Annotated in this window: 15 protein-coding genes; 4 read left to right on the top strand and 11 right to left on the bottom strand. The window is 71.8% G+C overall.

Going from position 1 to position 19,579, the window contains the following annotated elements; genetic code table 11:
- Nucleotides 1–26: 26 nt before the first annotated feature.
- On the bottom strand, nucleotides 27–1,346 hold the full coding sequence (locus tag OHS18_RS30765; RefSeq protein ID WP_328613246.1) for an aminotransferase-like domain-containing protein: 1,320 nt from the start codon (nucleotides 1,344–1,346) through the stop codon (nucleotides 27–29).
- A 212-nt stretch (nucleotides 1,347–1,558) separates the two neighbouring features.
- Here OHS18_RS30765 and OHS18_RS30760 point away from each other — a divergent pair, with 212 nt between their 5' ends.
- Nucleotides 1,559–2,203: a GNAT family N-acetyltransferase gene (locus OHS18_RS30760; protein WP_328446703.1), complete on the top strand. Its 645-nt coding sequence runs from the start codon at nucleotides 1,559–1,561 to the stop codon at nucleotides 2,201–2,203.
- A gap of 216 nt (nucleotides 2,204–2,419) precedes the next feature.
- Here OHS18_RS30760 and OHS18_RS30755 read toward each other — a convergent pair whose 3' ends face one another.
- From OHS18_RS30755 to OHS18_RS30715, 9 genes are all read right to left on the bottom strand, one after another.
- Nucleotides 2,420–3,568 carry an N-acetylmuramoyl-L-alanine amidase gene (locus OHS18_RS30755; protein WP_247059629.1) on the bottom strand — a complete coding sequence of 383 codons (1,149 nt, stop codon included), beginning with the start codon at nucleotides 3,566–3,568 and terminating at the stop codon, nucleotides 2,420–2,422.
- A 280-nt stretch (nucleotides 3,569–3,848) separates the two neighbouring features.
- Nucleotides 3,849–4,172, bottom strand: a complete 324-nt coding sequence (gene trxA / locus OHS18_RS30750) for a thioredoxin (protein WP_020642536.1) — start codon at nucleotides 4,170–4,172, stop codon at nucleotides 3,849–3,851.
- Nucleotides 4,173–4,205: 33 nt separating this feature from the next.
- Entirely contained in the window at nucleotides 4,206–5,198 is a 993-nt protein-coding gene (trxB, locus tag OHS18_RS30745; RefSeq protein WP_328613245.1) for a thioredoxin-disulfide reductase, read from the bottom strand.
- Between the two features lie 79 nt (nucleotides 5,199–5,277).
- The gene (locus OHS18_RS30740; protein WP_328613244.1) at nucleotides 5,278–6,069 is read right to left on the bottom strand and encodes a hypothetical protein; all 792 of its coding nucleotides are present in this window, start codon (nucleotides 6,067–6,069) and stop codon (nucleotides 5,278–5,280) included.
- Nucleotides 6,066–6,689: an RNA polymerase sigma factor SigM gene (sigM, locus tag OHS18_RS30735; RefSeq protein ID WP_155548287.1), complete on the bottom strand. Its 624-nt coding sequence runs from the start codon at nucleotides 6,687–6,689 to the stop codon at nucleotides 6,066–6,068. The genes OHS18_RS30740 and sigM overlap by 4 nt, the downstream gene beginning before the upstream one ends.
- A 31-nt stretch (nucleotides 6,690–6,720) precedes the next feature.
- Nucleotides 6,721–8,313, bottom strand: a complete 1,593-nt coding sequence (locus OHS18_RS30730; RefSeq protein ID WP_442875286.1) for a protein kinase family protein — start codon at nucleotides 8,311–8,313, stop codon at nucleotides 6,721–6,723.
- A 79-nt stretch (nucleotides 8,314–8,392) separates the two neighbouring features.
- Nucleotides 8,393–10,264 carry a murein biosynthesis integral membrane protein MurJ gene (gene murJ, locus OHS18_RS30725; RefSeq protein ID WP_328459139.1) on the bottom strand — a complete coding sequence of 624 codons (1,872 nt, stop codon included), beginning with the start codon at nucleotides 10,262–10,264 and terminating at the stop codon, nucleotides 8,393–8,395.
- Nucleotides 10,265–11,140: 876 nt separating this feature from the next.
- Complete coding sequence (locus tag OHS18_RS30720; protein WP_328613242.1) at nucleotides 11,141–13,288, bottom strand: DUF6049 family protein; 2,148 nt, start codon at nucleotides 13,286–13,288, stop codon at nucleotides 11,141–11,143.
- Nucleotides 13,285–13,827, bottom strand: a complete 543-nt coding sequence (locus tag OHS18_RS30715) for an NUDIX hydrolase (RefSeq protein ID WP_328446717.1) — start codon at nucleotides 13,825–13,827, stop codon at nucleotides 13,285–13,287. The genes OHS18_RS30720 and OHS18_RS30715 overlap by 4 nt, the downstream gene beginning before the upstream one ends.
- A gap of 99 nt (nucleotides 13,828–13,926) precedes the next feature.
- On the opposite strand from OHS18_RS30715, the gene OHS18_RS30710 reads away from it, so the two are divergent.
- From OHS18_RS30710 to OHS18_RS30700, 3 genes are all read left to right on the top strand, one after another.
- Nucleotides 13,927–15,369 (top strand): CCA tRNA nucleotidyltransferase, encoded by a 1,443-nt coding sequence (locus tag OHS18_RS30710; protein WP_328613241.1) that lies wholly within the window; start codon nucleotides 13,927–13,929, stop codon nucleotides 15,367–15,369.
- Between the two features lie 101 nt (nucleotides 15,370–15,470).
- Nucleotides 15,471–16,805: a sensor histidine kinase gene (locus tag OHS18_RS30705; protein WP_328613240.1), complete on the top strand. Its 1,335-nt coding sequence runs from the start codon at nucleotides 15,471–15,473 to the stop codon at nucleotides 16,803–16,805.
- Between the two features lie 12 nt (nucleotides 16,806–16,817).
- Nucleotides 16,818–17,669: a class I SAM-dependent methyltransferase gene (locus OHS18_RS30700; protein WP_328613239.1), complete on the top strand. Its 852-nt coding sequence runs from the start codon at nucleotides 16,818–16,820 to the stop codon at nucleotides 17,667–17,669.
- Here the strand turns inward: OHS18_RS30700 and OHS18_RS30695 are convergent, their stop codons facing one another.
- Complete coding sequence (locus tag OHS18_RS30695; RefSeq protein ID WP_328613238.1) at nucleotides 17,670–19,577, bottom strand: TNT domain-containing protein; 1,908 nt, start codon at nucleotides 19,575–19,577, stop codon at nucleotides 17,670–17,672.
- Nucleotides 19,578–19,579 lie beyond the last annotated feature (2 nt).

Raw genomic sequence — 19,579 nt, 5'->3', positions numbered from 1 at the left:
TGGAAACTCCTTAGCTGGAATGAATTTCAGACCGTGTCGGGGGACGGGTTCGGCGGCCCCTGGATCTGGCGCGCGCTCACGTTACCGAAGGTGCGGGCCAAGTCCATTTCGGACTCCAGCACGGCGGCCAGACGCCGGACGCCCTCGCGGATCCGCTCCGGCGTCGGGTAGCAGTAGGACAACCGCATCTGGCGGCTGCCGAAACCGTCGGCGTAGAAGCCGGTGCCGGACGCGTACGCCACCCGCGCGGTCACCGCGCGCGGCAGCATCGCCTTGGTGTCGACGCCTTCCGGCACGGTCACCCAGACGTAGAACCCGCCGTCCGGCTTCGTCCACGAGCAGCCCGGGGGCAGGTGCTGGTCGAGCGCGGACAGGATCGCGTCGCGCCGTTCGCGGTAGTTCTCGCGGAACTTCTTGATCTGGCCCTTCCAGTCGTGCGTGGCCAGGTACCGCGACACGATCAGCTGGTTGAGGGTCGGCGGGCACAGGGTCGCCGACTCCGCGGCCAGCACGAGCTTTTCGCGGACGGCGTGCGGCGCCAGCACCCAGCCGACGCGCAGGCCGGACGCGAACGTCTTCGAGAACGAGCCGAGGTACACGACGTTGTCGGGGTCCGTCGAACGCAATGCCGGGTACGTCTGCCCGTCGAACCCGAGTAGCCCGTACGGGTTGTCTTCGACGACCAGGACACCGTGCTCGCGGCAGATCTCCAGGATCTCCGCGCGGCGCTCCACGGCCAGCGTGACGCCGGCGGGGTTGTGGAAGTTCGGGATCGTGTAGAGGAACTTGACGCGCCGGCCGGCCTTTTCCGTCTGCGCGAGCGCCTCGCGCAGCAGTTCCGGCACCAGGCCGTTTTCGTCCATCGCCACGTGCACGACCTGCGCCTGGTACGCGGCGAACGAGCCCAGCGCGCCGACGTAGGAGGGGCCTTCGGCGATCACGACGTCACCCGGGTCGCAGAACAGCCGCGTGACCATGTCCAGGCCCATCTGGGAGCCGACGGTCACCACGACGTCGTCCGGGTGCGCCTTGATGCCTTCCAGCGCCATGATTTCGCAGATCTGCTCGCGCAGCGCCGGGACGCCGTGCGCCGAGCCGTACTGCAGGGCCACCAGGCCGTCTTCGGCGATGATCTCCGCCACCTGCGCCGAGAGCGTGTCGAGCGGCAGCGCGGCCAGGTTCGGCATGCCACCGGCGAGGGAAACCACCTCGGGCCGGCTGGCGACCGCGAACAGTGCCCGGATCTCGGAAGCGGTCATCCCGGCGGTGCGCGCGGCATACCGCTCGAGGTGCGGGTCGAGGTTCTGGCGGCCGCTGTGCGGCTTGCTGGGGCGGTTCTCGGTCATCGACGATTCACCCGGGGGTCGGTGGACACGGTCCGCTCCCGCGCGGGAGCGGTAGATCCATCGAGTGTAACCGGGGCCTGTCGAGGACCCCTGACCTTTCGGTGCTTCTCACATCGGCCTACCATCGACCATGGCTCCCGTGTTCGTGCGGTGTTTCCGCGCGGCTTGACGGCCGAGGAGTCCACCGGGAGCGCAGGTCAGGGAGGTCGCGGGTGTCGCGTCGCGTCGTGGGCGTCACACTGGACAACCTCGAGCATCTGCCGAAGAGCTGTCGCAGGTGCGTGTACTGGGAGCTGGCCCCGCACCTGAAGAACCAGGCCGAGGAGTTCGGCGCCACCGAGGTCGAGAAGGAAGCCTGGGTCTCGAGCGTGCTGCTCGAGTGGGGCTCCTGCGGCCGCATCGTCTACAGCGACACGCTGCCGGTCGGGTTCGTGCTGTACGCCCCGCCGAACGCCGTCCCGCGCTCGCTGGCCTTCCCGACGTCCCCGCCGAGCGCGGACGCGGTGCTGCTGACGGCCTTCCAGATCCTCCCCGAGTTCCGCGGCGGCGGCCTCGGCCGGATGCTGGTCCAGGCGGTCGCGAAGGACCTCACCAAACGCGGCGTCCGCGCCATCGAGGCGTTCGGTGACGCGCGCCCCGACGAGTCGGACCCGGACGGCGGCCACAGCTGCGTGCTGCCGTCGGCGTTCCTGCAGAGCGTCGGCTTCAAGACCGTCCGTCCCCACCAGAAGTGGCCGCGCCTGCGTCTCGAGCTGCGTTCGGCGATCACCTGGAAGGAAGACGTCGAGGCGGCGCTGGAGCGGCTGCTCGGCCAGGTGACGATCACCACGGCCGAGCCGAGCCTCGGCCGCGCCTGACCACTCGCAAACGTTTGCGCCGGTGTTTCAGCACGCCTGGAACACGGATTCCGTCGTACGTGCCCAGCTGTGGAAGAAGTGCCGAGTTATCCACAGAGCGCTGATAGGCGCGGTGGACAACCTGTGGATGACTGCGCCAAAACCTGGGGACGGCGCGTGCGCGTCCCCAGGTGTGGTGGAGCAGGTGAAGGTGAGCCGCTAGGGGTTGTGGTCGCCCTACTCGGCCTTCGCGAGTTCGTGCGCCAAGACGTCCGCGAACGTGAACGTGCCCGTCGGCTGGTCGCCCTCGCCGAGCAGGTACAGGCGCTTGACGGCGATCAGGATGCCCTCGGCGACGATGTCGCGGAAGGCCGGGTCGCCGAGCTTGCGGCTGTCGTCCGGGTTCGTGAGGTAGCCGATCTCGACTCGGACCGCCGGACAGCGGGTGCGGGTGAAGATGTCCCACGACTTGTAGTGCGTGCGGTTGTCCTGCAGGCCCGTGCGGGCCGCGACCTCGCGCTGGATGAAGCCGGCCAGCAGCTCGCCCACGGTCGAGGTCGTGCCGTTGCCGTTGCCGAAGTGGAAGCTCGCGACGCCCTGGGCGCGCGGCGAGGGGTTCTTGTCGCTGTGCAGCGAGAGGAACAGGTCGGCGCCCGCGTCGTTCGCGAACTTCGCGCGCTCCAGCTCGGTGGGGCTGTGGTTCGGGCCGCGGGAGATCAGCGCTTCCATGCCCGTGGCCTTCATCCGGCCTTCCAGGCGGCGCGCGAGGTCCCACGCGATGTCGGCCTCGCGGAGACCGCCGGCGACCACGCCGAGGTCGTCGCCGCCGTGGCCGGGGTCGATCACGATGCGCTTGCCGCGCAGGCGGGGACCGGCCTGGCGCACCTGCTCCTGCTCGCGCAGGAACACGGGGCGGCCGCCCCGGGCCCGCGGCGAGGACAGGCGGTGCAGCTCACGGATGGTCGCGGGGCCGCACATGCCGTCCGGCGTCAGGCGCATGTCGCGCTGGAACGTCTTGAGGGCGCGCTCGGTCGCCGCGCCGAAGTAGCCGTCCGGGCGGCCGGCGTCGAAGCCGAGTTCGGTCAGCCGCTCCTGCAGCGTGAAGACGTCGTCACCCTGGATCGGGGCCGCGATCGTGTACGACAGCAGCCGGCTGCCCAGGTGGTAGCTGGCGCCCTTGAGCGCCTGGAAGGTGGCCTGACCCACGATGCCGTCGGTCATCAGCCCACGGCTCTGCTGGAAGGCCCGAACGGCGTTCTCGACGGCGACATCGAACGTGTCGTAGGCGTCGGTACCGGTGACCGGCGGGAGCAGGTCCATCCCGGCCAGGATCGACCTGATCTCGGCGACGTCCGGACCGGCGTCACCGCGGCGGAGTACCCGCATGCACTCCTCGCTCTTCCTCAGGCACCGATGGGGGTTCGGCGCGGGGTAAAACCTCGGGGGAAAACCATCACTGGGACGTACCCAGGTCTTCTATTGTGCCTTGCGAACTCTCGGTGACACCGCAGGCCCGGTCGGTGCGTCAAGAGCCCGTTCGTGGCGTACCGGTGGTGGCCCTCGTCACGCAGGATTCACCCACACCGGTGAGATTCCCCCGAACGACGAGAACCCGGGGCCCGCAGGAGGGTTCCCGCAGGCCCCGGGTTCGCCGGGCTTGTTCGGTTCAGAGGACGTCGGCGAGATCCGACAGCAGCGCGGCCTTCGGCTTGGCGCCCACGATCTGCTTCACCGGCTTGCCGCCCTGGAACAGGATCAGCGTCGGGATGGACATCACCTGGTAGTCACGCGGCGTGTTCGGGTTCTCGTCGATGTCGATCTTGGCGATGGTCAGCTTCTCGCCGTTCTCCGCCGCGATCTCCTCGAGCACCGGGGCGACCATCTTGCACGGCCCGCACCAGGTGGCCCAGAAGTCGACCAGAACGGGCTTCTCGCTGGTCAGGACCTCGTCGACGAACGTCGCGTCGGTCACCTTGACGGTGTTGGACATGGTTTCTCCTTCAGGTGGTTGTACGCCGGAAAGTCAGTTGGTGCCCGGGCCGTAGCCGCCGCCGACGAGCTCGGCCGCTTCGTGCGCGTCCGATTCGCCGTGCTCCGCGAGCCAGCGTTCCGCGTCGATCGCCGCGCTGCAGCCCGAGCCGGACGCCGTGATCGCCTGCCGGTAGGTGCGGTCCACCAGGTCACCGGCCGCGAAGACGCCGTCGAGGTTCGTGTACGAGCTGCGGCCCTGGGTGATGACGTAGCCGTCCTCGTCCAGGTCGACCTGCCCGCGCACGAGCTCGCTGCGGGGGTCGTGCCCGATCGCGACGAAGAAGCCGGAGACGTCCAGGGTCGACTCGGAGCCGTCCTGGGTGTCCTTCAGCTTCAGGCCCTCGACCTTGTTGCTCCCGACGACGCCGGTGATCTGCGAGTTCAGCTTCCACTTGATCTTCTCGTTCGCGCGGGCGCGCTCGAGCATGATCTTCGACGCGCGGAACTCCTCACGCCGGTGCACCACCGTGACGGACTTCGCGAACTTCGTCAGGAAGGTCGCTTCCTCCATCGCCGAGTCGCCGCCGCCGGCGACCACGATGTCGTGATCGCGGAAGAAGAAACCGTCACAGGTCGCACAGGCCGACACTCCGCGCCCGAGCAGCTCCTGCTCACCCGGCACGTTGAGGTAGCGCGCCGCCGCGCCCATGGCGAGGACGACCGCGCGGGCGGCGTAGCGCTTGCCGTTCGCGGTCACGTACTTGACCTCGCCGGTCAGCTCGACCGACTCGACGTCCTCCGCGCGCAGCTCGGCGCCGAAGCGCTCCGCCTGCTTGCGCATCTCCTCCATCAGGTCCGGACCCATGATGCCGTCGCGGAACCCCGGGAAGTTCTCGACCTCGGTCGTCGTCATCAGAGCGCCACCGAACTGCGTCCCCTCGAACACCAGCGGTTCGAGTTGCGCCCGCGCCGCGTAAACGGCAGCGGTGTATCCGGCAGGACCCGATCCGACGATGATCAGGTTCCTGATGTCTTCGGCAGCCACCCGTGACCTCCGCTCGTAGTGACCCGTGTACCAGGCTCAACACGATCGTAGGTGGCCATGTTCCCAGTCGTGACAGCCGCTACTTCTCCCCGACGACCTTGTCGAACAGGACGGCCGGATTTCCCGGTCCGCAGTCCGCGCCGAAGGCGACCAGACGGAACTGGGCCAGCTTGCCGGTGGTCAGGATGATCATGACGCCGGCCTTGCCGCCGACGTTGACCGGGCGGATGCCCTCGGGCCGCACCTTCGGGTCCATTCCGGCGGCCTGGACGCAGGCGTCGAGCCGGTCCTCGGTGCCCAGCGGGCCGAAGTCGCGGACGCCGACCGCCTTGCCGACGAGGGCCTGCGCGCCGCTGCCGTCGGCGCCGACCGTCGGGCCGGACGGCGGCGGGGCCGCGACGTTCGGCGTGCCGCTCTGCTGCGACGTGCTGGGGATCGCGACCGTCACCGCGACGACCGCCGCGGCGGCCGCGGTCAGGACGCCGGCCGCCCAGCCGAGCCGCTTGTTCCGGCGCCGCCGGGCCGCCGCGAGGTCCACCACCTGGGCGTCCCCGGTCCCGGTCTGCTCCGGTGCCGGCGCCGTGCGTTGCTGGGGAAAGGCGGCGGCCGCCTCGGCCGCCAAGGCCGCGTCGAGCCGCGCCGCCAACTCCGCCGGCATCGGCGGAGCGGGTGCCTCGGCGAGCGAGGCCAGGTCGGCCTGCGTCGCGTCGAGGGCGTCCAGGATCGCGCGGGCCTCCGGGTCGGCGTTGACGGCCGGCCACAGCTGCGCGGCCCGGTCGTCGTCCAGCACGCCGGCGTGGAGATCGGCGAGCACGTCGACAGACCAGGGCGGACCGACGGTCCCCCCGATCCCCCGGCTTTCGTCCGTCATCGTCCCTCCCCGCTACCCGGCTGGCGCCCGGCCCGTTTGCTTTCGTGAGTTGGGACGTTCGCAATCGCATCGGGGTTCCGCAGGTGTCCGAGAACCTTCGCGAGTTTTCCGCGGCCCCGGGCACACCGGCTCTTCACGGTGCCCTCGGCGATCCCGAGCATCTTCGCCGTCTCGGCCACGGAATAGCCCTCGACGTCGACGAGCAGGATCGGCGCGCGCTGGTCTTCCGGCAGCTGGTCGAGCGCCTCGCGCACGAGCAGGCTCGTCTCGCGCTCGGCCATCGAATCGCGCGGGGTGGCCGGCTCGTTGAAGCCGGTCTCCGGCAGCGGGACGGTCGGGCGCGCCTGGCGGCGGCGGATCCGGTCGAGGCAGGCGTTCACCACGATCCGGTGCAGCCACGTCGTGACCTGCGACTCGGCGCGGAACTTGCCGGCGGCCCGGAACGCCGAGATGAACGCGTCCTGCAACGCGTCGGCGGCTTCCTCCGGGTCGCGGACCGTGCGCAGGGCGACCGCCCACATGCGGTCGCGATGTCGCTGGACAAGTTCGCTGAACGCATGAGGGTCCCCCGCGGCGTGAGCCGCTATCAGATCCGCATCCGTGGGAGCTGCAGCTGTCACCCGCGAGAGCCTACTGACCCTGTCGGGTGCGTCACCCCGCAGGCAGGAAGGACAGGTCCGCGATCTGGGTCAGGAACTGGCCGTCCTCGCCGCCCAGCTGGGTGATCCAGACGATGAAGTACTCACCCTGGGTGGGCTGAGCCAGCGGGATCGTGGTGTCGCCGTCCTGCAGGTCGCCGTTGCCGACCACCTTCGTGTCGGCCAGGTCCGGGTTCTTCTCGGTCGCCGAGCGGATTTCGACCTTGGTGCCCGCGGTGCCCCCGGAGACCTTGACCTGGCTCAGGTTGATCGGGTCCTTGAAGGTGACGACCAGCCCGACACCCGACTTGATGACGGGGAACTGCTGCTTGTACTTCTCGGTCCGCCAGACCGTCTCGGGCTTGCCGTCGGTCGCGTACTTCGCCCGGGCGGTGTTGTCGCCCTTGCCGTCCGGGTTGTAGACGGCGACGGCCTGCGGTGTCGCCGCGGGGCCGACCGTCGGCGACGGCGGGGGCGCGGGCCGGCTCGACGCGGGCGGCTGCCCGGCCGGCTGGCTCGACGCCGGTGGCGCCGCGACGTTGATCGTCGGGCCGCTCGCCTTGGAGTCACCCTGGAAGACGTTGATCAGCATCAGCCCGCCCCAGGCGAGGATGACGACCGTCGCGACCACCAGCACGGTGACGCCGAGCGCGAGCTTGCGCCGCCGGGCGACGTCCTTGACCGGCTTCTTCGTGGTCCAGACGGTGCCCTCGGTCTCGGCGGCCGGATCACCGCCGACGGCCTTGATCAGCTGGGTGCGCTCTTCTTCCTCGGCCACCTGCTCGAGGACGCGGAGGATGGCCGCGCTGGTGCGGATACCGCCGTTGCCGCCGTCCTCGATCGTGCGGACGGCCAGCGACGACAGGTCGGCGGGCACGGTCGGGATGAGCTGCCGCGGCGGCACGATCCGGCCCTGCGGGGTCAGCGGCGCCGCCGGGATGGCGGGCGGCCCGCCGGGCAGCGCCCAGCGGCCGGTCAGCAGCAGGTACAGGACCGCGCCGAGCGCCTTGACGTCGTCGCGCAGCGTCGCCTCCGGCAGCGGGCCGGGGAACGCGAGCTTCAGTGCGCCGTTCGGCGTCAGCCGGAGCCGCTGCGGGTGGTCGAGACCGAGGACGAGACCGTTCTGGTGGGCCTGCTCGACCGCTTCGGCCAGCGCCTGCACCATCCGGGCGGCCGCGCCGGGCGCCACCGGGCGCTGCGCGACGAGGTCGACCAGGTCGCTGCCCTTGGTCCATTCCGCGACGACGACGCCGAGCAGGCCTTCGCTCGACGTGATGCCGCTGCCGAGCGCGAGCACGTCGAGCACGCGGGCGACCCCGCCGTGGCCGAACTTGGACGCGTGCGTCGCGCGTTCGAGGGTCCGCCGCGCGAGCCGCGCGGCTTCCGGGTCCGCCGGGTCGCCGACCAGCAGGGTCAGCGCGACGTCCCGCTTCAGCTGGCCGTCCCGCGCGCGCCACAGGTGCGCGTCACCCCGCTCGTCCACGCCGAACTGTGCGAGGAGGCGGTAGCGGCCGTCGCCGACCACACGTCCGGGGGCGAGCGATCCGACCTGGGTCTTGCCCACGTGGTTCGCACCCCCTGCCTGTTCGCTGCGCCTCGTATCCACCCGCACTCTCCCGTTAGCTCCCCGCGTCGAGGGTACCCAGAATACGACGCGGGAGTCGTCGTCATCCGTACCGGAATCGTTACCCGCGCTTGATCAACCGGGTGAACCTGCTCGTGGCCGGCTGAAGCTCCTCCACCTTCAGGGCCATCAGCACCCCGAACGAGACCACGATGCCCACGACGCTTTGCAGCAGAAGCTTTACCCAGGCCCCGAAAGTAGGCCCGAACGAGTCCGGGACGACCTTGCCCACGACCCACGCCGCGGCCACCCCGAGCCCGCTCGCCACGACCGTGAACAGGATCACGCCGATGACGCGCTTGCTCCGCAGGTTGCCCAAAGTCACCCAGAGCCACACCTGGCCGAGGATCGCGCCGACGACGAACGTCAGCGCGTTGACCATCATCACGCCGAGCACGACGTTGTCCGGCGACAGCAGCACCGGGCAGAGGTAGAGCAGCGGCACCTTGACCAGCGTCATCACGATCATGATCAGCGTCGGCGTCCGGGCGTCCTTCATCGCGTAGAACACGCGCATCTGGAGCATGACCAGCGCGTACGGCAGCAGCGCGAACGCCGAGATGGCCAGCGCGTCACCCAGCCGCTCGGCGGTCTCGACGGTGCCCTTGCCGAACGTGAACAGCGCGATGCCGATCGAACCGCCGACCACGGTCATCACCGCGGAGATCGGCACGAGCATCACCGTCGAGATCCGCGACGCGTAGGACAGGTCGCCGATCAGCTTCTTGTGGTCGCCGTCGGCGGCCGCGCGGCTCATCCGCGGCATGATCGCCGTCAGCAGCGAGACGCCGATGACGCCGTACGGCAGCTGGAAGAGCAGCCAGGCGTTGCTGTAGGCCGTCACACCGCCGGGAGAACCGCTGGTCAGGACGCGGGTGTTGATCGTGTAGCCGATCTGGCTGACCGCGACGTACCCGAGGATCCAGAGCGCGAGGCCGCCGAACTCCTTCATCTGCTTGTCGAAGCCCCAGCGCCACTTGAACCGGAAGCCCGACCGCAGCAGCGGCGGGACCAGCAGGATCGCCTGCGCGACGATGCCGGCGGTGACGCCGATACCCAGCGTCAGCACCTTCGGGTCGGTGAGCGACGGGTGCACGGTGTCGATGTCGCCCGGCATGATCCAGACGACCAGGATCGTGAAGATGACCACCAGGTTGTTGATCACCGGCGCCCAGGCCGTGGGCCCGAAGATCTGCTTGGCGTTCAGCACCGCCGAGAGCAGCGCGAACACGCCGTAGAAGAAGATCTCCGGCAGCAGCAGGTAGGCGAACGCCGTGGTCAGGCCCGAGCTGGCCTTGCCGGAACCGTCGACGTAGAGGCTCGTGAACGCCGGCGCCGCGACGACCGCGACCGCCGTGCCGACCAGCAGCAGCGAGAACGCGACCGTGATCAGGCGCTGGGTGTAGGCCGCGCCGCCGTCGGGCTCGTCCTGCGCGCGGACCAGCAGTGGCACCACCACGCTGGCGAGCACGCCGCCCATCAGCAGCTCGAAGATGATGTTCGGCATCGTGTTCGCGACGTTGAACGAGTCGTTCGCGATGCCCTGGCCGATCGCGCCGACCAGCAGCAGCTTCCACAGGAAGCCGGTGATCCGGCTGATCAGCGACGCGATGGCCATCCGGCCGGACGCCTTCGCGAGCGACGGCGCCTTCGCCGGAGCCGCGCCCTCGGTGCCGGGTTCGGCCGGCTTGACGAGCGGCGTCTTGATCGCCGGCATGACCTGCGTCGCCAGCGCGTCGTAGGGCCGCATGACGTCGGGGTCGGCGACCGGCCAGCGCGAGGCCATCGGGACGCCGGCGGTGCGCGGGATGAACCGCGTCGCCTCCGGGTCGACGGGGCGCTGGGCCTCCTCCTGCCACGGCCGGACCGGCGCCGGACGACGCGGCGCGCGGCCACGCGGCGGCACCGGGATGCCCGGGGGCGGGGTGCCCATGGCCGGGCTGCCGGCGGCCGGGGTGCCGGGCGGCGGTGTCGCCGGCGGCACGGCGACCGGAGGCGTCACCGGCGGGGCCGGCTGCGGCAGCCGCCCCTGGTGCGCTGGCGGGCCCTGCTGCGGAGGCGGGCCCGCCGGGTTCGGCGGCGGCGGGATGGGCGGCACCGGCTGGACGCGGGTGGGCGCCGGACCGGCCGCGTTGCGCGGCGGTTGCCCGCCACGCGGCGGCTGGGGCGGCGGACCCTGGGGCGGCGGACCCTGCGGGGGCGGGACGCGGCGGGGCGGCCGGTCGTCGCGCAGCGCGCGGTCCTCCCGGCCGGGGTGGTCGTCGGGGCCGGGGCGCTGGTCGCGGACCGGGCGCGCCGGTCGCTCGTCGTGGCCCGGCCGGTCGTCCCGGGGCGGGCGTTCGCGGACCGGGCGGTCGTCCTGGACCGGCGGCTTGCCGCGGGCGGCCCGGCCGTCACGCACCGGGGGTTCCGCGCGGTCTTCCCGCGGCGGGCGGCCGTCACGGACCGGCCGGTCGTCGCGCGGCGGACGGCCTTCGCGGACCGGCTGGTCTTCGCGGGGCATCTGGCGGGTGTGGCCGTTGCGGGGCGGCTGGCGGCGGCCGCGCTCCGGGGGTGGCGGAGGCGGCTGCTGCTTCGGCGGGGGCTGGCGGCGGCCCGGCTGGGCCGCGCGGGGCGGCCCGTCCCCGCGTTGCGGGGGCGGTGCGCCTTCGCGCCGAGGACGACTCGCACGCTCGGGTGGTAGGCCCGGCTCTCTCTCCAACGCGTGCCCAATCCTCAGTGCTCGGTCCCCGGCGCCGCGGCCCGTTCGCCGCGTGCGTGCGGACCCAGGGTAATCGGGAACCGCCCGGAACACTCAAAGGCCGAGGGATCAGTCCACCGGGCCCCGGCCGGCCTTGGCGTCCTTTACCCGCCGGTAGATGCGCCGGGAGGCGAGCAGAAGCAGCGCCGCACCTGCGGCGACGGTCGCGATGATGGTGATCGCGCCGTACTCCGTGGACGTCAGTTCGAACCGCGCGGATGACCCGAGAGGGGTATCGGTCGGCGTGCGCAACGACACATCGACGCTGAACCGGCCGGCCCGCAGCGCCTCGACGGGGAGGAAGTAGTTCTTGCCGCCGCCGGCCGGGAAGAACCGGGCCTTGGCGTCATCGGAGCGCAGGCCGGTGTTGTTGGTCAGCACGAACCGCGCGTTGATCCCGACCGGCAGGTCGTTGCTGACGTACACCGGCAGCGGCGAGTTGCCCGAGGCCAGGGCGATCGTCTGCTTGGGCTGCGAAACGGACACCTGTTCGCTGATCGCGGCCAGATCGGCCCGTGCGTTCGCGGTCGCCGCATCGGCGGGCAGGCCCCGCCACGACGTCGACGCGGCCCGCAGCTCGGCCAGCCGGACCGGCGCGACGACGTCGTCCGGTTTCACCCGTTTGGTGGGATCCAGCTGCATCGCGCTCGCCAGCCCGGTGGTCTTTTCGTCGAGGCTCGACAGCGTCGAGACGACGGCGGGGTCGGCGGCCGCGGCCTGGCCGCCGTCGCCGACCGGGCCGGGGCCCGCCGGGTCGGTGGCCAGCAGCGTCGGGAGCGAGGTCGCCGTGACGAGCCCGGCGTCGAGGAAGTTGCCGACCTGCTGCAGGTACGCGGTGAGCTCGGCGGCCGGGGCGTCCCAGCGCCGCGGCGGCGCGACCAGCAGGTGATCGGGCCGGTCCTGCCCGGCGGGCAGGCCGAGGCCGGCGCGGAAGGCGAGTGCGCCGAGGCCGTTCTGGCTCGTGACGGCCGCCTCGGTGGTGGCGGGCATGGTGACCGAGTCCGGCACGGTCGGCACGCCCGTCATCGCCGAGGAGATGAGCGAGTCGGTCGGCTGCGCGCGGACGGTGCTGCCCTGCACGGTCACCCCGCCGCCGGCCGCGGCGGGCGCGAGCTTGCCCGCGTCGGTCAGCACGGTCCGGATCCCGGCCTGCGCCAGCGCGGCGAGCACGGACGCGTTCGGCGTGCCGTCCGGCCAGAGCACCCCCGACTGCGGCGTGACGCCGGTCAGCCCCTGGATCGTGGCCGCGCCGGCGGCCGCCTGGGCGATCAGGGTCGCGTCACCGGGACGGATCTGCGAGACGGTGTCCAGGTCGGCGTCGGCGAAGGGCAGCGCCACCACGCACCGGCTGCCGACCAGCGAACGGACGGCGGCCAGCCACGTCTGCGCGGTCTGGGCGCCCTTGCCGTCGATGGTCCCGGCGTCGGTGTGCACCTGGTAGCCGCGGCTCATCGCGTCGACGGTCGCCAGCAGGTCCGGGTCGAGCGCGAAACACATCGACCGGGCCAGGCTCGGGTCGCCCTGCACCGCCGTGTGCGCGGCCGTGACCAGCGCGTTCAGCCGGCCGTCCGGCCCGATCTCGTCGGCCAGGCGGTCGTCGGCCAGCACCGCCCTGCCGCCGAGCGGCGACGCGTAGACGTGCGGGACGCTGCTGGTCAGCGGCCAGAGCAGGGTCATGCTCGGCGCCCCGGACCCGCGGCTCACCGTCTTGCCCGGCCCCGCCAGCACCGGCATCAGCATGCTGACCGCGCCCAGCCGGGCCGGCCCGCCGAACTCGGGGGTGCCGTTGACGTTCACCAGCAGCGGGTAGACGCCGGGGCGGCTGAACTGCGCCGCGCGCGGGCCGGTCAGCGTCACCGAGATGTTCAGCGGCGCGCTCTGCCCGGGCTCCAGGGTGTCCGCGACGGAGGTGAAGTCCGTCAGCGGGCTGTCCTTGATGACCGCGCCGGACAGGACGTCGCCGATCCCGCGTTCGGTCGTCTGCCGCTCGCCGACCTGCAGCCGCACCTGCGGCCGGGTGACCTTGCGGTCGCCGGTGTTGGTGACGGTGCCGGCGACGGTCAGCGTCGTCGTCGAACCGGTGATCACGCGCGGGTTGAGCTCGTTGAGCTCGACGCGTAGTCGGGCGCCCTCTTCCGCGTCGGCCACCGTGGCGCCGGCCAGGGCGGGGACGGCCAGGAAGAGGACGGAAAGGAAGGCTGCGGCGAACCGCTTCACTCGGGGGCTCCCTCAGGGGCGTGCTCGTCTCGTCCGTGGACGTCCGGGCGCGCCAAAAGTTCCTTGGCTTTCCGGACGAGCTTCCGCTCGTCGGAGTAAGCGAGTTTGGTCTCCAGCTCGGCCAGCGGGACCCAGGCCACCTCGGTGACCTCGACGTCTTCGTCGGACAGCTCACCGCCGAGCGCTTCGAGCAGGAAGTGGTGCACGGTCTTGTGGATCCGCCGCTTCTCGGCGACGAACCAGTAGTCGATGGTCCCCAGTGGCCGCAGGACCCGCGCGGAGATGCCGGTTTCCTCCTTCACCTCGCGCACGGCCGTCTGTTCCACCGTCTCACCGTCCTCGATGTGGCCCTTGGGCAGCGACCAGAGCAGTCTGCCGTGCCGGTCGAGCCGGCCGATCAGCGCCGCCTGTTCGCGTGCCTCGTCCAGCACGAGGCCACCGGCCGACGTCTCGTCGACCGTGGTCAGGCGCCTGCCGCGCTGCCGCCTCCGCCGCCTCCGCGGCTTCGAGGCGCCGGGGCGGCCGGCTGATCCAGACATGCTGCGATGCTAGAGCAAACGGTTGCCCCGGTAGGCTGGCTCTCCGTGTCCTGTCCGGTGGTGCCTGTAGTAATCGCACCCGAAAGTAGTGGGTTTTCCGTGAACGACGTGGTCGCCAAGCAGAACGCGGTGGTGGAGCGGATGCACATCCCTCCCCTGGCGGAAGAGCTGGCGGAAAGGTTCGCCAGGGCCGGTCACCGTCTGTACCTCGTCGGTGGCAGCGTGCGCGACACGCTGCTCGACCGGCGCTCCGGTGACCTCGACTTCACCACGGACGCGCGGCCGGACCGCGTGCTGAAGATCGTCAGCGAGTGGGGCGACGCCGTCTGGGACGTCGGGATCGCGTTCGGCACGGTCGGCGTGACGAAGAAGGGCATGCAGCTCGAGATCACGACGTTCCGCGCGGACACCTACGACCGCGTCGGCCGCAATCCCGAGGTCACCTTCGGCGACACCATCGAGGGCGACCTGCTGCGCCGCGACTTCACGGTGAACGCGATGGCCATCGACCTGGCGTCCAAGACCTTCATCGACCCGCACGACGGCCTGCACGCGCTGGCCGAGCGGGTGCTCGACACCCCGGCGACGCCGCAGGAGTCGTTCGCCGACGATCCGCTGCGGATGCTGCGGGCCGCGCGCTTCGCCGCCCAGCTGGGCTTCACCGCCGCGCCGCGGGTGATCGACGCGATGACGTCGATGGCCGAGGAGATCGACCGGATCACCGCCGAGCGGGTGCAGGCCGAGCTGTCGAAGCTGCTGCTGGCCGCCGACCCGCGCCCGGGCCTGGAGCTGCTGGTCGACACCGGGCTGGCCGAGCGGGTGCTGCCCGAGGTCTCCGGGATGCGGCTGGCGATCGACGAGCACCACCAGCACAAGGACGTCTACCAGCACTCGCTGACCGTGCTGGCCCAGGCGATCGACCTGGAGTCCTCGCACGAGCCGACGTCGGAGCCGGACCTGATCCTGCGGCTGGCGGCGCTGCTGCACGACGTCGGCAAGCCGGCGACGCGGGAGTTCCAGGCCGGCGGCGGGGTGAGCTTCCACCACCACGAGGTGGTCGGCGCGCGGATGGCCCGCAAACGTTTGCGGGCGCTGAAGTTCTCCAAGGAGATCATCGACGACGTCTCCCAGCTCGTGTTCCTCCACCTGCGGTTCCACGGCTACGGCAAGGGCGAGTGGACGGATTCGGCGGTCCGCCGGTACGTCACCGATGCCGGCCCGCTGCTGACCCGGCTGCACAAGCTGGTCCGCGCCGACTGCACCACGCGCAACCGCAAGAAGGCGGCCGCGCTGCAGGCGACCTACGACGACCTCGAGGCCCGGATCACCGCGCTCAAGGCCAAGGAGGACCTCGACCGCGTGCGGCCGGACCTCAACGGCGAGGAGATCATGGAGCTGCTCGGCCTCAAGCCGGGCCCGGACGTCGGCAAGGCGTGGAAGTTCCTCAAGGAGCTGCGGCTGGACCGCGGGCCGCTGGACCACGACGACGCCGTGGCGGAGTTGAAGAAGTGGGCGCGCGCGGAGGGAATCGGGAACTCCTGACCAACCTACGGTGAATTCCGTCGAAAGCTGGACCTCGGCGCCGCGGATTGGGGATACTCCGGACCTCGGCTCACCGATGTGACCAGGGAGTTGTCTGCGCGATGTCCACCGAAGCGCCCGACTCGCCGAAAGTGGTGGGCGGGGGCAGCTTCTTCGTGGCGCTGCTGCGGCAAGGCGCGCCGGCGATCGCGACGGCCACCAGCGAGCTTTCGGACGAGATCGGCGACCCGACCCCGATCCACGCGCTGAAGCGGATCTCGAAGATGGCCGGGCCGATCGACCCGGCCCAGCGCGACGGCCTGCTGCTGCGCGCCACCCGGTACGTCGTGCTCATCCCGCTCGCCTACCGGCTGCTCGCGGTGCCGGGCCAGTTCGGCGTCCACGTGCTGGAGCACGGGACGACCGGGCTGCTGCCGGTCGGCGTGTTCACCCTGCTCTCGGTCGTGCTGAACGTCGTCGGCTTCCGCTGGATGTTCCGCTCGGCGCCGTTCCACGGCCGCGACGCGGGGAAGCTGCTCGCCGTCGACATCGCGTTCACCGTGCTCTCGCCGCTGGTCCTCGCGCTGACCGTGCCGCAGGGGGTGTACTTCGACGCGCTCGCCGTCAGCAGCATCCACCTCTTCGGCGAGGCCGGGCTGCTGACGCTCGCCCTCGGCGTCCCGGCCGGGCTGGTCTTCGCCTTGATCAGCTTCCCGCTGCGGATGCTGGCGAACTGGCTGAACACCGGCCAGTTCCACGTCGACGCCGCGTTCTCGACGTACTCCGCGCTGCTCGCGCTGATGTTCCTGGCCACCGCCGCGCTGGTGCTCACCGGCCTCGGCACCCGACTGGCGCTGGCTTACGGCACACGCAACGGCCGGCTCGCCGAGCGCGCCCAGCAGCACCGGATGCTGCACGACACCGTGCTGCAGACCCTCGAGGCGATGGCGCTGTCCGGCAGCGCCGACCCCGAGCAGCGGCTGATCGAGATCCAGCGGCTCGCCCGGGCGCAGGCGATGGAGATCCGGCACACCATCGAGTCGGCGGCGTCCGAACGCGCCGAAGCCGGGGCCCGGCCGCTGGGCGAGAAGCTCGCCGGGCTCGCCGCCGAGATGGCGCGCGACGGGCTGCGCGCCCAGCTCGTGGTGGCCGAGCTCGACGACGACACGCTGTCCGAGGTCCGGCAGATCGCCATCCGCGACGCCGTCCGCGAGGCTCTGCGGAACACCATGAAGCACTCCGGCACCGACCGGGTCGTCGTGCGGGTCGAGGCGCGTGACGGCGGGATCGCGGTCATCACCCGCGACCACGGCACCGGCTTCAGCCCGGACGACCGCCCGGCCGGCTTCGGCATCAGCGAGTCGATCACCGCGCGGCTGGCCGAGGTCGGCGGGACGTCCCTGGTGGAATCGAGCCCCGGCGGGGGCACTCGGGTGACGCTCTGGGTCCCGTTCTGATATCTCCTGAGCATGACCTCGATCGAGCTGCTCGCCGACGCCCTCGCCGCCTACCGCGCCGGTGACCGCGACCAGGCCACTGAACTCGCCGCCCGAGCCGGCCGCGACGGCTCTTCACTGGCCGACGAACTGCGGACCTACCTCGCCGGCGACGGCGCCGCGCCGGTGTACGACGCGCCGAGCGCGTTCACGGCGTTCATCCGCGGCGGCGGCAACGTGGGCCTCTACCGGGCCCTGAGCGCCGAACTCGCCGCCCGCTACGACGCCGGGAAGCCGGAATCGCTGCTCGACCTCGGCTGTGGTGACGGCCTGGCCGTCGTGCCCGCGCTGGAGCAGGCGAGGCACGTGCCGAGCCGGATCGACCTGGTCGAGCCGTCGGCCGCGCTGCTCGAAGGCGTCCACGAACGGGTGCCGGCGGCGCAGTGCTGGCAGTCGACCGCGCAGGAGTTCCTGGCCCGGGACGATCTCGGCTGGGACTTCGTCCAGTCGACGTTCGCGCTGCAGTCCATCGAGCCGGAGCAGCGCGCGGAGGTGCTTCGCGCGCTCCAGCTGCGCGCCGGGACGCTGGTGCTGGCCGAGTTCGACGTCCCGGAGTTCACCGAAGGATCGCCCGAGCACCTGCGCTCGCTCGTCGAGCGCTACGAGCGTGGGGTCGCGGAGTACGGCGAAGACGCTTCGCTGGTCGCGCAGGGATTCCTGCTGCCGGTGCTGCTCGGCCTGGTCGCCGGCCAGGAGCGGACGAACTGGGAGCACCCGGCCGCGGCCTGGGCCGAGCAGCTGAAGACGGCGGGCTTCACCGACGTCGTCGTCGAACCGCTCGCCGACTACTGGTGGTCGCCCGCCGTCCTGATCACGGCCTCCTGATCAGACCCGGCTGAGCGAGCCCGTCTCGAGGTGCTGGGCGAGCGGCCGCGGCAGCAGGTACGCGACCGCGCCGCCCGGCATCCCGCTCCACGGCGCGGTGACGCCGGTCAGCACCCGCACCGACCGCAGCACCCGGTACAGCCGCTTCTCCCGCTCGCGCTCGAACGCCAGCGACGTCTCGACGAACCGCGTCGGCTCGGCGTGGACCAGGTTGCCGGTCTCGTTGCCGAACCGGACGACCGTCGTGCCCGGCGGCAGGACGATCAGGCGCTTGCCGCGGTAGAAGTTCAACGGCGGTTCGCCGCGCATCGGCAGGATCGGCCAGTCGGCGGGCTGGTCGGACTCCTCCGCCGGGCGCACCGGCTGCATCAGCAGCACGCCGAGCAGGAACCGGGCCGCGTCACCGAGCGAGGTGAACGCCACCGGCTCGTCGGCGGGCGGGCGCGAGACCTCCCAGCCGTTCTCGGCGCGGCGCAGCGTCCAGACGCCTTCGGCCGGCGTCTCCATGGCGCCGATCCGGTAGGCCGCGGCCGGCACGCCGTGCTCGGCGAGCCGTTGCTGGAGCAGCTCCAGCGTCTCCGCGCCCTTCAGGTTCCGCACCTGCTCGCCCTGGGCGACGCGGGTGAGCGCGCGCTCGTCGGGCAGGTCGGCGGCCGTCTGCGGCGGCCGCGGGTGCCCGGCGACCTCCGCCTCCGCCGTCGCCCGGACGAGCTCGCCGACGAACGGCGGCCGGAACCCGGCCGCCCGGACGTGCTCGACCAGCTCCGGCTCCGGCGGCACGCCGTACTTGCGCAGGTAGTGCGGCACGGCGGCGGGCCAGATCCAGGTGCCGTCGGTGTGGAACGCGTTCGGCACTTCCGGCTTCGCGCCTGGCACTCCGAAGATGTCCGGCAGCGGCGTGGGCCGGTGCAGCGCGACCGGCGCCCGGAACAGGTAGTCGAGCACGCCGCGGACCTGGTCCGGCGGCACCGGCGGCCGGTTGACGACCGGTCGTTCGCCTTCGGCGTGCGAATCGGCCGCCCGGGCGAGCCGGAAGGTCAGGTCGAGCGGGAGCCCGGCGCGCGCGGTCAGCCACGACGGCAGGTGCTTCGCCGAGCGCGGGAACGTCGCCAGCTCCAGCTCGTAGGCCGCGGTCGACGGCCGGCCGCCGTCGTTCGGCGGGACGCGCCAGTCCGGCTCGCGGTCGGCGTCGAAGTCGAAGTCGAACTGCGACGCCGAGTCCAGCGTGAACGTCCCCTGGAACCACGTCCCGGACTCGGGCTGGTACATCGACGCGCGCAGCCGCGCGAAGAGCCCGCCGAGACGCGGGACGGCGGGCAGCGACACCGAAACCGGGCCGTCCTCGTCGCCGACCGCGCGGAGCTCGATCTCGGCGTAGTCGCCGACCTGCCGGAACTGCGCGCCGACGCGGGTCCAGCCGCCCGGCACGGTGTGCAGCAGCGTCCGCCCGATGGCCCGCAGCAGCGCGTTCTGGTCGCCCTCGCCCGGCTTCGGGCGTGCGTCCGGCGCTTCGGTGAAGTCCTGCCGCGCCTGCCAGATCGACTGGACGCGCTTCGCCGGCACGGTCACCGAGAAGTCGGTCAGGCCGAGCTGCGCCGCTCGCGCGGCGTCGTCGCGGACCCAGCGCAGCGTCAGCTCGGGCCGCTCGCCCGGAGCGACCTCGAAGATCTCGTCGTCGTACTCGCAGAAGGTGCGCAGCGTGAACGTCGCCGGCACCTCGCTCGCCGGCACCACCCGCGCCGGATGGCCTTCGTGCTCCTTGTCGAAGCCGGCAGGTGCTTCGTCGTCCGGCAGCACGGACAGCAGCACCGTGCCGTCCGTGGTGGAGCGTTGCGCGCGGTAGGTCCCCTCACCCCACGCGGCGTACAGGCCGTCCGGGCGTTCGGCGACCTCGACCCGGTAACGCACGT

The sequence above is a fragment of the Amycolatopsis sp. NBC_00355 genome, from assembly GCF_036104975.1.
Classification (GTDB): domain Bacteria; phylum Actinomycetota; class Actinomycetes; order Mycobacteriales; family Pseudonocardiaceae; genus Amycolatopsis.
The sequence above is the reverse complement of the archived record's forward strand: the minus strand, read 5'-3'. Positions and strand labels throughout refer to the sequence as shown.

Bases quoted from the DNA above. Each gene is read 5' to 3' on its own strand.
- OHS18_RS30765 (WP_328613246.1), bottom strand. From the start codon at position 1,346: ATGACCGAGAACCGCCCCAGCAAGCCGCACAGCGGCCGCCAGAACCTC.
- OHS18_RS30705 (WP_328613240.1), top strand. From the start codon at position 15,471: ATGTCCACCGAAGCGCCCGACTCGCCGAAAGTGGTGGGCGGGGGCAGC.
- trxA (WP_020642536.1), bottom strand. From the start codon at position 4,172: ATGTCCAACACCGTCAAGGTGACCGACGCGACGTTCGTCGACGAGGTC.
- murJ (WP_328459139.1), bottom strand. From the start codon at position 10,264: ATGGGCACCCCGCCCCCGGGCATCCCGGTGCCGCCGCGTGGCCGCGCG.
- OHS18_RS30715 (WP_328446717.1), bottom strand. From the start codon at position 13,827: ATGTCTGGATCAGCCGGCCGCCCCGGCGCCTCGAAGCCGCGGAGGCGG.
- OHS18_RS30755 (WP_247059629.1), bottom strand. From the start codon at position 3,568: ATGCGGGTACTCCGCCGCGGTGACGCCGGTCCGGACGTCGCCGAGATC.
- OHS18_RS30700 (WP_328613239.1), top strand. From the start codon at position 16,818: ATGACCTCGATCGAGCTGCTCGCCGACGCCCTCGCCGCCTACCGCGCC.
- OHS18_RS30740 (WP_328613244.1), bottom strand. From the start codon at position 6,069: ATGACGGACGAAAGCCGGGGGATCGGGGGGACCGTCGGTCCGCCCTGG.